12 protein-coding genes are annotated in these 13,734 nt (G+C 48.1%); 6 read left to right on the forward strand and 6 right to left on the reverse strand.

What is annotated here, in order from left to right; all coding sequences use genetic code 11:
* Positions 1 to 39: 39 nt before the first annotated feature.
* Both GK108_RS14595 and GK108_RS14600 read left to right on the forward strand, forming a co-directional pair.
* On the forward strand, positions 40 to 678 hold the full coding sequence (locus tag GK108_RS14595) for an ankyrin repeat domain-containing protein (RefSeq protein WP_163949506.1): 639 nt from the start codon (positions 40 to 42) through the stop codon (positions 676 to 678).
* Between the two features lie 48 nt (positions 679 to 726).
* Positions 727 to 1,245: a DUF4199 domain-containing protein gene (locus GK108_RS14600; protein WP_212592800.1), complete on the forward strand. Its 519-nt coding sequence runs from the start codon at positions 727 to 729 to the stop codon at positions 1,243 to 1,245.
* Positions 1,246 to 1,320: 75 nt separating this feature from the next.
* On the opposite strand, the gene GK108_RS14605 is transcribed toward GK108_RS14600, so the two are convergent.
* On the reverse strand, positions 1,321 to 1,956 hold the full coding sequence (locus GK108_RS14605) for a dioxygenase family protein (protein WP_163949509.1): 636 nt from the start codon (positions 1,954 to 1,956) through the stop codon (positions 1,321 to 1,323).
* A 685-nt stretch (positions 1,957 to 2,641) separates the two neighbouring features.
* Between GK108_RS14605 and GK108_RS14610 the strand changes: the two genes are divergently transcribed.
* Complete coding sequence (locus GK108_RS14610) at positions 2,642 to 4,567, forward strand: glycoside hydrolase family 97 protein (RefSeq protein ID WP_163949511.1); 1,926 nt, start codon at positions 2,642 to 2,644, stop codon at positions 4,565 to 4,567.
* A gap of 81 nt (positions 4,568 to 4,648) precedes the next feature.
* Here the strand turns inward: GK108_RS14610 and GK108_RS14615 are convergent, their stop codons facing one another.
* Both GK108_RS14615 and GK108_RS14620 read right to left on the reverse strand, forming a co-directional pair.
* Positions 4,649 to 5,650, reverse strand: a complete 1,002-nt coding sequence (locus GK108_RS14615; protein WP_163949514.1) for a hypothetical protein — start codon at positions 5,648 to 5,650, stop codon at positions 4,649 to 4,651.
* A gap of 105 nt (positions 5,651 to 5,755) precedes the next feature.
* On the reverse strand, positions 5,756 to 7,018 hold the full coding sequence (locus GK108_RS14620; RefSeq protein WP_163949519.1) for an MFS transporter: 1,263 nt from the start codon (positions 7,016 to 7,018) through the stop codon (positions 5,756 to 5,758).
* Positions 7,019 to 7,390: 372 nt separating this feature from the next.
* Between GK108_RS14620 and GK108_RS14625 the strand changes: the two genes are divergently transcribed.
* Together GK108_RS14625 and GK108_RS31165 are read left to right on the forward strand one after the other, a co-directional pair.
* Entirely contained in the window at positions 7,391 to 7,840 is a 450-nt protein-coding gene (locus tag GK108_RS14625; RefSeq protein ID WP_163949521.1) for a hypothetical protein, read from the forward strand.
* Between the two features lie 170 nt (positions 7,841 to 8,010).
* The gene (locus tag GK108_RS31165; protein WP_212592801.1) at positions 8,011 to 8,370 is read left to right on the forward strand and encodes a hypothetical protein; all 360 of its coding nucleotides are present in this window, start codon (positions 8,011 to 8,013) and stop codon (positions 8,368 to 8,370) included.
* A 4-nt stretch (positions 8,371 to 8,374) separates the two neighbouring features.
* Here the strand turns inward: GK108_RS31165 and GK108_RS14635 are convergent, their stop codons facing one another.
* From GK108_RS14635 to GK108_RS14645, 3 genes are all read right to left on the reverse strand, one after another.
* Positions 8,375 to 9,421 (reverse strand): SDR family NAD(P)-dependent oxidoreductase, encoded by a 1,047-nt coding sequence (locus GK108_RS14635; RefSeq protein ID WP_163949525.1) that lies wholly within the window; start codon positions 9,419 to 9,421, stop codon positions 8,375 to 8,377.
* A 49-nt stretch (positions 9,422 to 9,470) separates the two neighbouring features.
* Positions 9,471 to 10,628, reverse strand: coding sequence for a zinc-dependent alcohol dehydrogenase (locus tag GK108_RS14640; RefSeq protein ID WP_163949528.1), 1,158 nt, complete (start codon positions 10,626 to 10,628; stop codon positions 9,471 to 9,473).
* A gap of 145 nt (positions 10,629 to 10,773) precedes the next feature.
* Positions 10,774 to 11,652, reverse strand: coding sequence for an SDR family oxidoreductase (locus GK108_RS14645; RefSeq protein WP_163949529.1), 879 nt, complete (start codon positions 11,650 to 11,652; stop codon positions 10,774 to 10,776).
* Positions 11,653 to 12,216: 564 nt separating this feature from the next.
* On the opposite strand from GK108_RS14645, the gene GK108_RS14650 reads away from it, so the two are divergent.
* Positions 12,217 to 13,731, forward strand: a complete 1,515-nt coding sequence (locus GK108_RS14650) for a GH3 family domain-containing protein (protein ID WP_163949531.1) — start codon at positions 12,217 to 12,219, stop codon at positions 13,729 to 13,731.
* Positions 13,732 to 13,734 lie beyond the last annotated feature (3 nt).

The raw sequence follows: 13,734 nt of genomic DNA on the forward strand, positions 1-13,734 counted from the left end.
TGCTACTACGTCAGAAACAACAGTAAACAACAAATAATAATGACACTACGAACCTACATTGCCAGCAACGACCTGGAATCCATTAGGCACGTGCTCAGCCAAAATCCGGAGCTTGCCAACGAGGGGCTGCCTTACGATGACCATAACACAACCAAAGCGCACCCGCTTCATCGAATCTGTGACGATGTATTCAGCAAAACAATTACGGATGATGAGGCCGTCGAAATCGCTGAGCTGTTTTTAAACGTTGGCGCTAATGTCGATGGGTTTGGCCTGGTCGACTCGCAGGATACGCCCCTTGTGGCAGCTGCTAGTCTACAGGCCGAAAAGGTAGGCAGTTTGTATATTGAAAAAGGCGCTACTATCAATCATCCGGGCTGTTACGGTGGTACGGCTTTACATTGGGCCGCCTGGACGGGACAGGACAAACTTGTCAGGCATCTTATTGAAGCCGGTGCCGATATCCACCGGCAATGCACGACGTTTGAGGGAACCCCGCTCTTGTGGGCCGTTCACGGGTTAACATCCGGCAGTCAGCCTAATCGGAACAACCAGATCGAATGTGTACGCTTGTTGCTGGAAGCCGGAGCCGATAAGAGCACACCCAATAAAGAAGGCAAAGCGCCTGTTGATCTGCTCGATGAGGACGATACCGAACTACGGGCATTGTTACGCTAAAACCGTTTACTTAAATGCCGACAGACAAGGTTTTTAAAGCATAACGACATGATCGAGACATATACAATTGAAGGTAAGTGGGCCATCCTGCTTTCGTTGATGAGCCTGCTCTGGGTGGCTTTGGAAAAACTGGCCGGACTTCACGGAGAATACATTGACTATCACCTATACCTGACGAATCTGTTTGCCATTCCGGCGATTTGGGTGATGGTCTTAGCGCTCAAGGATAAAAAGAAGAACGTCTTTGGCGGGCAAATGTCTTACCGACAAGGGCTGATTTCAGGCATTATTTTATCGGTACTGATTTCCTTAATGAGCCCATTGACCCAGTGGATTACGTCGAATCTAATCACACCGGACTATTTTCCGAATGTAATCAAACGTTCCGTTGAATTAGGATATTACAAAACCACAGCTGAAGCTGCCGCAAACTTTAATTACAAAAACTACGCAGTCCAGGGCGCGATAGGAGCCCTGATCATGGGTATACTAACAACCGCAATTGCTATGTTTTTTGTTAGGACCAAAAGTGGACGTAGCGTTAACCATCGTGTCGCCCCTCACTAGACTGTCTAAAGGACTGGCATAGTGTTTCTGCAGTACGTTAAACAGCGATTGGATGCGCTTGCTACGTAGGGTAATCTACCGATTAGTTGGGTAGTTGGGGATGTTTTTGCCGAGATAAATAGGTCGTTCGCCTTTGTAGATGTTGCCAACATCGCTGAGTTTTAGAATACCGCTGCCACCCCGATTGTCGAGTGTTTTTCGCTTTTCTGCGGTCAAAAGTGGATCATCGTCAAATACGTATTCATCGATATAATATTCGGGTAAGCCGGGTTCTTTTATCGTGACGTGGATATGAGCCGGTTCGGAATGGCCGGGGTACGGTGCGGGACGTAACGTAACGAATTTATAAAAGCCATTCGTATCGGTACGCACCCAGCCACGTAGCGAACCATGCCGTTTTTCCCAGCCTTTAGCCCCCGCCTTGGCGGTGTAGTGGCCCGTTTCATCGGTATGGTAAATATAGATGACAACGCCCGGCGCAGGTGTTTTGCCATCGGCCTTGTAGACCGTTCCAGTGATGGCGATAGGTTTATGTCCAACCGACCTAGTGTCGGGGAGTTTTGTCAATGCGTTCAGCTTGTCGAATGGCACTGGACTTTCATGAATTGCTTCGCAGCCCTCGCAGGGGCCACCAACCAGTTTGGTTTGGCCGAAGGTAGTTACCGTTATGAGCAACGTAGCAGCCAGCAGTATCAATCGTTTGGCTTTCATGGTGAATCGGTTTTGTATCGTTTTCGGAATTCCTGAGCAAAGAATAACAAGCTTTTTAATCCAAAACATAGTAGATCACCGACAGAAAAATAGACGAGTAGCAAAGACTCTTTCCGCTCCTCTAACTTTTTTGTCGAGTGTATGTTTGATGCGTATTTGAGCATTCTAAGTGCATAACCATACAATAAAGTGCAAAAAGTAGATCAATCTTGCCTCTCATATTTCTGTATCAAACAAAGGTGTAATAGCTTTTGATGAAAGATGCTGATGCAGGAATAATTTCATACATAGCTTAGTTATTCGACACCTCTGGAAATAATTACAACGTAGTGAATTTCCAAAGGCAAAATTTTTCTAGATCAGCATCGCCACAAAAGCACCTCAGTTGGCATCAAGTTTTGGCTGCGGCCTAAACGGCTTTCATGGAGCCAACTACGTAGTTAACACCACTGTGCCAGAACAGCAAACGGGGACTCGACTCATTCTTGCTGTCTTTATTATTGAGCGAAATACCAGGTTGCCAGTCAGCAATAGAAATCGATGAGCAGGACTTTACGGATCAGTATCAGGACTAGCCATTTCCAGTGATAACTACGAGATCGCTTATGAGAATAAGTAGAGTTAACGGCAAATCGTGTTTTTCATGGGCCGTTCTACCTTGGCACCAAGAATCTTAATCGGTCGTATGAGAAACAGATATACGTATAAAACTCTTCCCGTTTTAGTCGGCGCTATGGTGCTTTTCAGCAGCTTTAAAGCCGTCAGCCAATCGATGAGCCTAAATTCTAAGCTTGGAGCCAATAAGATTACGTTGTCTTTAACCCAAAAAGGAGAATTGCGCTATCGAATAACTCGCCGGGATAAACCCATTATTGCCGACTCTCCGCTTGGCCTGGCCTGTGATGATCAGGATTTTACGGCTGGGCTCTCGCTCGTTAAGGTTTCACCCGTTGCCGAAAGACGGGAGAACTACGAGCTAAAGGTGGGGAACGTCAAAACGATTGATCATACGTTTGAAACCAGAAGTATTACGTTCAAAAATAAGTCAGGCGCGTTGATGATCATCGATTTGGTAACCGGGCAGGAGGGCGTAGCGTTTCGCTATCGGTTTCCGGATCAGGCTATAAAAAAGCGACAAATCAACAACGAGATCACTGGCTTTCAGATCGAAAAAAAAGCCAGGGGCTGGCTGCAGCCGTATAATAAAGCAGGAAAGGTTACGCCGGGCTACGAAGATTTTTACCTCAATATACATCCTGGCGACTCCATCCGTAATCCGCGTAATCCGTCGGTGGGTTGGTGTATGCCAGCTTTATTTCAGGTAAATGAGGGTAAAAACTGGGTCTTATTGGCCGAATCCGCAACCGATGGTTCGTTTCCCGGTTGTCATTTGAAACCCGATTCCAGGGGTGGACTTTATACCATTGCTTTTGCGGAAAAAGACGAAAAATACACCCTGCCTTTGAGTGAGAACCATTATCCCGTTTCCACACTTCCCTGGACCATGCCCTGGCGGGTGATCATTATTGGTGAACAGGCTGGGGACATCCTATTGTCAAGTTTGATTACGGATTTGGCGCCTGCCGCTAAGCTGGATGATACGTCCTGGATCGAACCGGGCAAAGCCACCTGGTCCTGGTGGTCCCATCCCGAGGATCATTCTCCTGACAGATATAATCAGTTTACCGATCTGGCCCAATCACTTGGTTTCGGCTATACGCTGTTTGATGCTGGCTGGGAGAAAGCCGATAAAGAAGGGGGAATCATTGCAAAAGCGACTGCTCAGGGGATTAAGCCTATGGTTTGGGGCTATTCGGAGAGGTTTTTCGATCCCGAAAAAAGAAGAAAGCGATTTAAAGAGCTAGCTGCTATGGGCGTCAAAGGGGTTAAAATCGACTTTTGGTGTTCAGATCGTCAGGAGGTGATGGCTTGCCTGGACTCGCTTTTTAAGGATGCTGCTGACGAACATTTACTGGTCAATCTGCATGGGACAACTGTTCCCAGAGGCTGGCATCGAACCTGGCCAAATTTCATGACTGCCGAAGCAGTTTTGGGGGCGGAGCATTATTTCTATGAATCCAGGTATCCTGATTTAGCCGCCGAACAGAATACGGTATTGCCCTTCACCCGAAACGTGGCCGGCCCTACCGACTATACACCATTTGCCCTAACCATCCGAAAATATCCCCGGTTGAATACTGCTGCTCATGAGTTGGCTACGGCTATGATCTATACGTCGGGCATTATCCATTTTGCTGATTCTAAAGAATCATTTGATTCCCTGCCTGTGTCGGTTCGCCAGTTATTGATCGATATGCCTGCCACCTGGGATAAAACAGAAAGTATTGTGGCCCAGCCGGGCGAACAACTCATCCTCGCTCGTCAGCAGGGTAAGTTTTCCTACATAATCGGTATCAATGGTACCAATAAGGTAGTACCTGTTAAGCTCGATCTGGCCAAGTATGCCAAGGGTTTTTCTAAGTTCAGAGTTATAACGGAAGGCGAAGATCCCTTAATGAACTTTAAAACGGAAACCTATCCTGTCACATCGAGTTGGCAGTCTGCTTTTGCGCCCAAAGGAGGCTTTATTATTCAGTTTGTTAATGAGTAAGATAGGTGAGTGAATGAAGCTACGTTGTATGTTCTAAGCCAGCATAAATGGGTTTAGAACATACAACGTAGAGACGACCGGCTATCGCTTTGCACGTGGCCGCACAATTTCGTTGAGTAAAATGGTCAAGTCATTGTTCATTAACTGGAGCTCAGTTGCCAGTTGACCCAGCATCGTAGAACGCACGGTTAAATCTTCAGCCGTATAGAAGTCACCGTCACCAAAATAATCAACTTCATGTCGTTTGCTTTTCTGAATTCGCCTGGCATTGGCATTCAGCGAAACCAGAATATCCCAGCGGCCATGCAGTGCATCAATAAGTGAGGGAGTATTGGCTGATTTAGGTTTATTGAGATAATACCAGACTAACGGAGGAAAAACGGTTGACGTAGCCGAATGGGGCCATATATCCCGTAAAGGATTGCTTTCGTGACGATAATTGGCTTTGGGTGGTTTTTGTAGCAACGATGTGATCCCTAAACTTGCTTCTGCCAACCCACCACCAATACCGGTCCACTCACCCGCATCGTCATGATCGCCCAGTTTCAGATAACCAACCAGTAGTGCGGTCAATGCCCCCGTTGTTATGGCGCTAATAGTCATGCGTTTTTCGCGACTGTTTTCCTGCCGGGTTAGTAACGTAGCGGTCAGTGCTGAGCGTTTACTATCGCAGTCGACCAGCGCAACGGCCGTAGCAATATCGAAATTGGCTAATTGAAGCTGGTCGGTCATTTTTTGGCGTAGTGTCAGATACTCATTCGAGGCTGGCTGATCGGGATTCTGTTGCTGCTCCAGTCGGGTTGCCCGTATCAGTAGTGGCGTGAGCCCTACAGCCTGCGCCATCCGAAGGCCGCGCTCACCGTAGCGATTTTTGAGCAGTGAATCGTCTGGTGATCCCGGTTGTAAGTTGGTGGGATGAAACACGTAGCCGGACGTACCACTGGAATCAATCGAACAATTATCGCTAGCCACTTTTTCCAGGTTAGCCGCTGTTTGTCGGGATGTTAAACAACTGGTAAGCGTGGTGGCAACAAGCAAACTAATAAGGAAATAAGAAGGAGATAAGATGCGGTGGTTGATCATGGAGTTAGTTAGCTTAAGTACTGATGTGCCAATAGTGAAAGTTTTTCAAGCTGGCGTTTTTGCCATGCTTACAAAGAATAGTTTTGACGATCTACGTAGGAGAAATCAAGCGTGGTCGGGGAGCGGTTGACGTGCCTGGTGATTTGTTTCAGGAACAAAAAACCATAATACGCCCAGGGCAACAACGGCCAGTGCAGCCAGGGTTAGAAAAGCGACATTGTAGCTGGTATGTTGAAGCAAGGTTCCGGCAAACGCATTACTAAGCGAAGCGCCAAGGCCAACGGCTGTAGCAATGGCTCCCTGTGTAGTGTTAAATAAGCCGGAGCCGCGAGTCAGATCAGAAACGATCAGAATTGATAAGACACCGAAAATGCCCGCGCCAATGCCGTCCAGTAGCTGAATGGCAACGAGTAGGATTGGATCGCTGGTCAGGGTGTAGAGCAGTCCTCGAATGGGTAATACCGCGAAGGCAATCAGTAATAATCGCTTTCGTCCCTGAGGAGCCAGTTTCCCGGTCAGGTAACTAACGGGAATCATAACGAGTTGCGCCACGATGATACAGGCTGACATATAGGCCGACGAAGCGCCCGCATTGATTCCCTGTGCCAGTCGCTGGCCGAGCAGAGGAAGCATGGCCGCATTGGCAAAATGAAACAGTACGCAGGCCAGGGCAAAAAAGAGAATCGACCGATTGCCGAGCACGGCCCGCCAGCCAGAAGGCTTATCATCGTTGGCTTGGTCGTCGTCCTCCTGACAACCCCGAGCCAGTTGATGATCAATATCTTTTTCCTGAATGCGCCAGATCGACAGACTGCTCAGAATAGACATGGCGGCCAACAATAGGAAAATCCCTTTGGTGCTTACGTAGTAGCCAAGCAGTCCTGCCAGCAGCGCCGAAAATACGTTCCCGGCGTGATTGACGGTTTCGTTACGTCCAACACGTTTATCCAGAGCACGTGGCCCAACCAGTCCTAGTGTGATGGCGGCAATGGCGGGAGCGAACCAGGCTGCTGCTACGCCCATAATCACTTGCCCACCAATAATGACCGAATAGGTTGGCACAGTAATCGTAATGATTGCGGCTATGGCGATAAGCAAGGAGGCTATAATTGAGTATACGCGTTTCCGGCGGGTTTGATCGACTAGTACACCAGCGGGTGTCTGGGCAACTACAGTAGCAATACCCATCACCGACATGGCGATGCCAATGTCCTGAGCCTGCCAGTGTAGCGTTGTTAATAAGTAGATAGCCAAATAGGGGCCTAGTCCATCCCGAACATCGGCTAAAAAGAAGTTGGCGGTGTCCAGTGCTCGTAGGCTGGTTGAGCTGGGTTGTCGGGTAGTTGGTTTTGGCGATAATTTAACCATCTTTTAATTGGGCACCGGCGTTGAGTAATTTGAAGACGCGATTCCAGCAGTCAAGTTGTGTAAATTTCGTACCAGGCCCGCCAGACAGGCCGTATAGCCTATTGTTCTCTGAATTTCAGCAAACACTCTCCTCTTAATTGTTTTAACTACCTACGTTAGTTGTAGAGGAAAATACCTGTAGTTGTTGCCGGATGTACCCGTGCTATTACGCCTTATGTTGGCATACCAATTGGCGTGGATGACTAGATCGGAAAACTAGTTGTGTAAGGGCTATCAGTTGCAACCCTTGTGATGGTGGAATATGAGTTATAAGGCTTGCAACCTTTGCGCTTGGGATAGACTCTTACAGCCAATAAACTAGCTCCTTTACCTATGAAGCCACTTACTTACCTGATTGTCGTTTTTGCATCGGTCTGGCTAGCCGGTTGTGTCGGAAAAGGGCCTGAAGCCGTGCCAGTACCTAATGCCTATAATTTTGTAGGTAACTGGATTTTGTACGACAAACAACTAATTACGTCCGATACCTGGATTCCGTTGCCAGGTTCATCAACTCCACAAACCATATCCCTTACGAAACCCGATCAGGTTACGACTGCGCTTCAGAATGACACGACGTTAGCTGGAATGACCTATTTTCAGTGGGTAGCAGGTGAGGGAGGGCTGGGCGTTGTTGGGCCGTTTATCCTGTTCAAGAAAAAAGCGGCTGACCAATCTGGCCGGTCGTTCTATTACTGGCTTTCTGCCAATTCGGACACACTTAAATTACTGGAATTCGGTCAGCCAGGAACCCGGTATATGTATGGTCTGAAACGACAGAACTGATTTGACGTATGCACATAGCTGGGTAAGTTAAGTTCGCAGGAAACGCTACGTACGAAGTTTCATTGGCTTATATCTCCGTGAGTGAACGGACCTCACCAAACATTCGCCAAAACGAGCTGTTAAAAAGATGGAGAAAACGTATCGTTTACTACATCTGAATTGGCTACGTTATGAAACAATGGTCTGTCTCCCGTCGTGCTTTCATCAACCAGTTAGGTACTACCGCATTGATTGTGCCGGGCTTGTCTGCATTTACCGGACTGTATGGCTGTGGCAGTAAAAACAATGAATCGACTGCTGAGTCGGCTTCGTCAGCAACTGCCACAATCGGAGCCACCCGAAAACTAGGCATTGCCCTCGTGGGATTAGGGAAATACAGCGAGGGCCAGTTAGCGCCAGCACTAGAAAAAACGGTGAACTGCCGACTGGCAGGAATCGTAACCGGTACGCCCGAAAAGGCAGAAAGCTGGAAGAAGAACGTTATAATGAAAAGCCCCGAAAATTTTCGGGGCTTTTCGTATTCTGGATAAATTACTACGTCAACGCATCTTCAACAACGGATTTCGCCTGTTTGTAAACACTGCTCACCGAATCGCCAGCTGATTCCAGGGCCTGGTGGGTCTTGTATTTTGCTTTCCCGGCTTTATACCGATAGCGCATCGTATCGTAGGGGCTGATTGGATCATACGTGTTGCGATTGCGGAGTAATAGCCACAAGCCGCCAAGTACGACTGCGCCAACGGCTAGCGTGACTAACTGCGTTTTTTGCTGTTGTTCGGCTTCCGCTCTAGGTGTCATATTCCGGCGTGCGCTAGCGGCCAGAACCGGATCGGGAAGAACCTGCGATACGGCCAGACGTACTTTATTTATCAGGCCTGCCACCACATGATCTTTGCCTGCCATCAAAGCCATATAGCCTTCCTTGGCAACATCAGAAGGGCTGGCCGCTGTGTTCGGATCTGCAGCAACCGTATGAGTAGCTCCGGCAACCTTGAAAAAGTTGGTGTTGGTAGCGCTGGGCATCAAAACCGTTACAGTGACGTTTGTGTCTTTCAGTTCGTTACGTATCGCTTCCGAGAACGATTTGATAAAGGCTTTCGTGGCCCCATAAACCGCCATCAGTGGGTTGGGAATAACAGACACTTCTGAGCCAAGCATGAGAATTTTGCCGTCGTTCCGACTGACCATGTCTTTCAAAAACAGCTTCGTCAGGTGCATCAGGGCTATGGCGTTTACCTGAACAACAGCCAGTTCTTTTTGAAGGTCGGTTTCGGTGGCAAACTGGCCGTATTCGCCAAAACCAGCATCGTTAACTAATACGTCGATTGGTAGTCCCTGCGCCTGGGTTTCAGCATAAATTTCTTGGGGCGCGTTGGGGTCGGCCAAATCTTTGGTCAGGATTATGGTTTGGGTGCCGTATTGGTTCGTAAAGTTGCTGGCTAGTTGTTGCAAAGCTTCTTCGTTACGTCCGACCAGCACCAGCTTATAGCCGTCTTTGGCAAATAACCGGGTCAATTCCTGACCAATACCGCTACTAGCTCCGGTAATTAATGCTGTCTTGCCATTCTGTTGAGTTTCCATAGCTGCGTTTATGTCCTGAAAATAGTTTATTGGGATGGCTTGTACTACGTCAGGGTTTGAGGATGACTTTGGTGCAGTCGTCCTGCTTTTTCTTAAAGATGTCGTAAGCGCGCGAGATGTCGGTTAGGGGTAATACGTGCGAAACGATATCGTCCAGTACGACTTTACCATCAACTACTAAATCCATCAGGTGATCGATATTCTTGTGCACCTGCGACTGGCCGGTACGTATCGTTATGCCTTTGTCAAAAATACGACCCAGCGGAAAGTTGTCGGCTGGGGTTCCGTAAACACCCACCACCGAAACAATACCACCGCGCCGAACGGCACGGAAACATTGTTCCAGCACACTGGTCGTTCCTTTTTCCAGATTGATAACGGCTTTCGCTTTATCCAGAATAGAGCGTTCGGCCTCCATACCCACAGCATCGACGCACAGGTCGGGACCGCGCCCGTCGGTCATGCTCCTGAGGGCTTCCAGTACGTCTACTTCGTGCGGATTCAATGTCTCTACGTTATTGACGCGCCGGGCTCGTTCCAGCCGGTAGTTCAGCGGATCAATAGCTATAACCCGACCGGCTCCCTGAAGCCAGGCCGACTTCTGAGCCATCAGGCCAACCGGTCCCGATCCGAAAATGGCCACGGTTTCACCGCCCTTCAACTCGCCCCATTCAATGGCGCTCCAGCCCGTAGGGAAAATATCCGATAGAAAAAGAACCTGCTCGTCCTTGAGTTGTTCCGGTACGTGTCGCAAACCATAATCGGCATAAGGAACCCGAACGTATTCGGCTTGTCCGCCGTTGTAGCCGCCATAGAGATCGGAGTATCCAAACAAGCCACCTCCTTTTTCGGATAAAAGGCCGCCGTCAGGGCCGTAGGCCTTCTCGTTCGAGTTTTCGCAGTGCATCTGCAGATTATGCTGGCAAAAAAAGCATTTGCCACAGGCAATTGTAAAGGGAACCACCACTCGGTCGCCCTTTTTGAGGTTAATAACCGCTGATCCTACTTCCTCAACAATGCCCATAAATTCATGCCCCAGAACCTCGTTCTGCAGCTGAGGCAAGAAGCCGTCATAAATGTGCAGGTCGGAGCCGCAGATAGCGGTCGACGTAATGCGAAGGATCACATCCCGGGATTGCTCTAGTTTAGGATCATCCATCGTTTCGTACCGGATATCACCCATTTTATGGAAGACGGCTGCTTTCATGAAAAGAATTGTCGATTAGAACGTTTACGTATGCGGCAAGTGAAAAGAGTAAAAAGCGAGACTATTGATTCCTAGCCTCTCTTTTTTAGTGTTTTTTTATACGTAGCGTTGCCAGTTGGTTTTCGTTACGTATCCAGGTTTTAAACTAAGCGATTGGGCGGCCTCCGGTGGCTCCGTAGATCATTCCCGTAATATAGCTGGCTTCCTGAGAAGCCAATAGAACGTAAATCGGTGCTAGCTCAATAGGTTGAGCCGCGCGCTCGAGTAATGAATCTTCGCCAAAGCTTTTTACCTTTTCTTCGGGCATTGTGGCCGGAATGAGTGGTGTCCATACCGGACCAGGGGCTACGGCGTTGACACGAATACCGGATTCCATCGCTTCTTTAGCCAGCGATTTCGTCATGTTTACAATAGCGCCCTTCGTAGCTGCGTAGGCAAACAAAGTTGGTTCGGGTTGATAAGCCTGAATGGACGTAGTGTTAATGATTGAACCACCGGCTTTCATGAGCGGCAGAGCGGCTTTGCAGAGGAAGAAAAGTGAATAGACATTCGTCCGGAAGGTCCGATCAAATTCGTCGGTTGTGATGTCCAGGAATGAATCATGATTCATCTGAAAGGCCGCATTATTAACCAGAATATCGAGCTGACCAAATTCGTCGATGGCGCGTTGAACCAATTGCTGGCAATGGGCTTCATCCTGAATATCGCCTTTAACCAGCACCGCTTTCTGGCCACTATCTTCCACCAGCCGGGCGGTTTCCTGCGCGTCTTTATCTTCACTGAGATAGGAAATCAGTACGTCGGCTCCTTCACGGGCAAACGTAAGGGCAACGGCCCGGCCAATGCCACTATCTGCTCCGGTAATCAAGGCTTTTCGACCGACTAGTTTACCGCTTCCCTGATAGGATTTTTCGCCATGATCGGCGGTAGGAGCCATATTTTCATCCGTGCCTGGGTAAGGCTGATCGGGTTGAGGATAGGGTGGAGATGGATACTGCTGACGTGGGTCCTGAATTGTCTGCATACGGTTTGAACGTTGAGTTTACAGGTCAACCTATGTCTTTTAGGGGTTGTTTGTCAGCGCTTGCCTATAGTAAGGAAACGGTCAATAAAATGATTACCAGGCTTTGTAGGTATTACTTTCGCTTAGCGTGTAATTGCCCGGATTCTGGGGCAGACCAACTCGGCTCTCAGGTAGTCTGAGAACAAGCTGGTCCGCAACTGATAGTTAGTCTGTTTAATTGGCTAACTCAGCGACAAATCGATTGATCGATGCGTACCAGGAGTCAAATAAAATCCGCCTGGCTTTAAGCTGGTTACGGACTGGCTGCCGGTTCGGTAATAAGCCGCCAATAGTATAGAGTCTGTATAATAGAGGGGGCCGGATAATCAATAAACCAAAAATAGGACCGACAGACTCGAGCGGGAGGAGTTTGGATTAATAGATCGTTCTCAACGAATACGTATGAAGCAAACACGGCTGGTTCTGCTTGTTAGCCTACTGTTAGCCGGTTAGTCGACGATTACTTATATCGCCTGATGTCTGGTTAATAGGATCGAATATACACAACCTAATTAAATACGATACATGTCTGTTATTGGAGAATTAATCAAAAAAGCCATCGACGTTTATGGCCTTGTTACGTCGGAACCTGACCCTGTCAACGCCCAGCAGGCCGTTTTGAAAAATCTGCTCACCAGAGCCCGACTGACTGCTTTTGGGAAAGCCTATAATTTTACGGCGATCCTGAACAGCGAAAACGTAGTGGCCGCTTTTCAGGAAGCGGTACCTGTTCATGATTACGACAAATTATACAACGACTGGTGGCATTACCTGCTCGATGGCCATCAGAACGTAACGTGGCCGGGCGGGCAGCGTTATTTTGCCTTAAGCAGTGGCACGACCAGCAACAGCAAATCTATACCCGTTACCGACGATATGCTTGATTCCATACGGCGATCAGGGATTGAGCAGATTACAAGCCTGAAAAACTTTGATTTACCTGCCGACTTTTTCGATAAGCAGATCATGATGCTGGGCAGCAGCACGAACCTTATTGAGAAAGATGACCATGAGGAGGGGGAAATTAGTGGCATCAGTGCGGCCAATTTACCAACCTGGTTTCGAACGCTTTACAAGCCGGGCATTGAGATTGCTTCTTTATCGAACTGGGACGAGAAAGTACGTCGAATTGCTCAGGAAGCGCCCAAATGGGATATTGGGAGTTTGAGCGGTATTCCGTCCTGGATTGAATTAATGCTGAAAGAAGTGATTGCCTACAATCGGCTTGATACCATTCATGACATCTGGCCGAATTTACAAGTCTATACATCAGGGGGCGTAGCGTTTGAACCGTACCGAAAAAGTCTGGAAACGCTACTGGCCAGACCCTTACAGTATATCGATACGTATTTAACGTCAGAAGGATACCTGGCTACGCAAAAGCGCCCCGATACGTCGGCAATGGCCTTAATGGTCGACAATGGTATTTTCTTCGAATTCGTCCCATTTACCCCCGAAAATATGGACGAAAATGGACAGGTTAAAGCCGCGGCAAAGGTATTGACGCTAGCCGATGTAGAGGAGAACGTCGACTACGTATTACTGATATCGACGGTGTCAGGCACCTGGCGCTATATGATCGGCGATACGGTAATGATCACTGATAAACAACGTAGTGAGATCAGGATAACGGGTCGGACCAAGCACTTTTTGAACGTAGTGGGCGAGCAGTTGTCTGTTTTTCAGATGAATGAAGCCATGCAGTCGCTGGAAAAACATTTCGATGTGGAAATCAAGGAATATGTTGTATCGGCCATTCATAAAAACGGTGAGTTTATCAACAAGTGGATTATCGGGGCTAATCGAACCGTCGATGAGAGCCAGTTGGCAACATCACTTGATGAGATTTTATGTCAGGCTAATAAAAATTACAAAGTAGCGCGTAGTCGCTCGTTGAAAGGCGTGGAAGCGGAGGTTGTGCCTGTTGAGAAAATATACAGTTGGAGTGAAACGTATAAAAAACTGGGCGGACAGGCTAAAATTCCCCGAGTCATGAAAGAAGCCGACTTCCTCGATTTCCAACGCTACGTTCAGGAGTAGTTG

The sequence above is a fragment of the Spirosoma terrae genome (assembly GCF_010435915.1).
GTDB classification, from domain to species: Bacteria; Bacteroidota; Bacteroidia; order Cytophagales; family Spirosomataceae; genus Spirosoma; species Spirosoma terrae.

Excerpts from the sequence above, each read along its gene's own strand:
- GK108_RS14595 (WP_163949506.1), top strand. The coding sequence starts at position 40 with ATGACACTACGAACCTACATTGCCAGCAACGACCTGGAATCCATTAGG.
- GK108_RS14600 (WP_212592800.1), top strand. The coding sequence starts at position 727 with ATGATCGAGACATATACAATTGAAGGTAAGTGGGCCATCCTGCTTTCG.
- GK108_RS14605 (WP_163949509.1), bottom strand. The coding sequence starts at position 1,956 with ATGAAAGCCAAACGATTGATACTGCTGGCTGCTACGTTGCTCATAACG.
- GK108_RS14610 (WP_163949511.1), top strand. The coding sequence starts at position 2,642 with ATGAGAAACAGATATACGTATAAAACTCTTCCCGTTTTAGTCGGCGCT.
- GK108_RS14615 (WP_163949514.1), bottom strand. The coding sequence starts at position 5,650 with ATGATCAACCACCGCATCTTATCTCCTTCTTATTTCCTTATTAGTTTG.
- GK108_RS14620 (WP_163949519.1), bottom strand. The coding sequence starts at position 7,018 with ATGGTTAAATTATCGCCAAAACCAACTACCCGACAACCCAGCTCAACC.
- GK108_RS14625 (WP_163949521.1), top strand. The coding sequence starts at position 7,391 with ATGAAGCCACTTACTTACCTGATTGTCGTTTTTGCATCGGTCTGGCTA.
- GK108_RS31165 (WP_212592801.1), top strand. The coding sequence starts at position 8,011 with ATGAAACAATGGTCTGTCTCCCGTCGTGCTTTCATCAACCAGTTAGGT.
- GK108_RS14635 (WP_163949525.1), bottom strand. The coding sequence starts at position 9,421 with ATGGAAACTCAACAGAATGGCAAGACAGCATTAATTACCGGAGCTAGT.
- GK108_RS14640 (WP_163949528.1), bottom strand. The coding sequence starts at position 10,628 with ATGAAAGCAGCCGTCTTCCATAAAATGGGTGATATCCGGTACGAAACG.
- GK108_RS14645 (WP_163949529.1), bottom strand. The coding sequence starts at position 11,652 with ATGCAGACAATTCAGGACCCACGTCAGCAGTATCCATCTCCACCCTAT.
- GK108_RS14650 (WP_163949531.1), top strand. The coding sequence starts at position 12,217 with ATGTCTGTTATTGGAGAATTAATCAAAAAAGCCATCGACGTTTATGGC.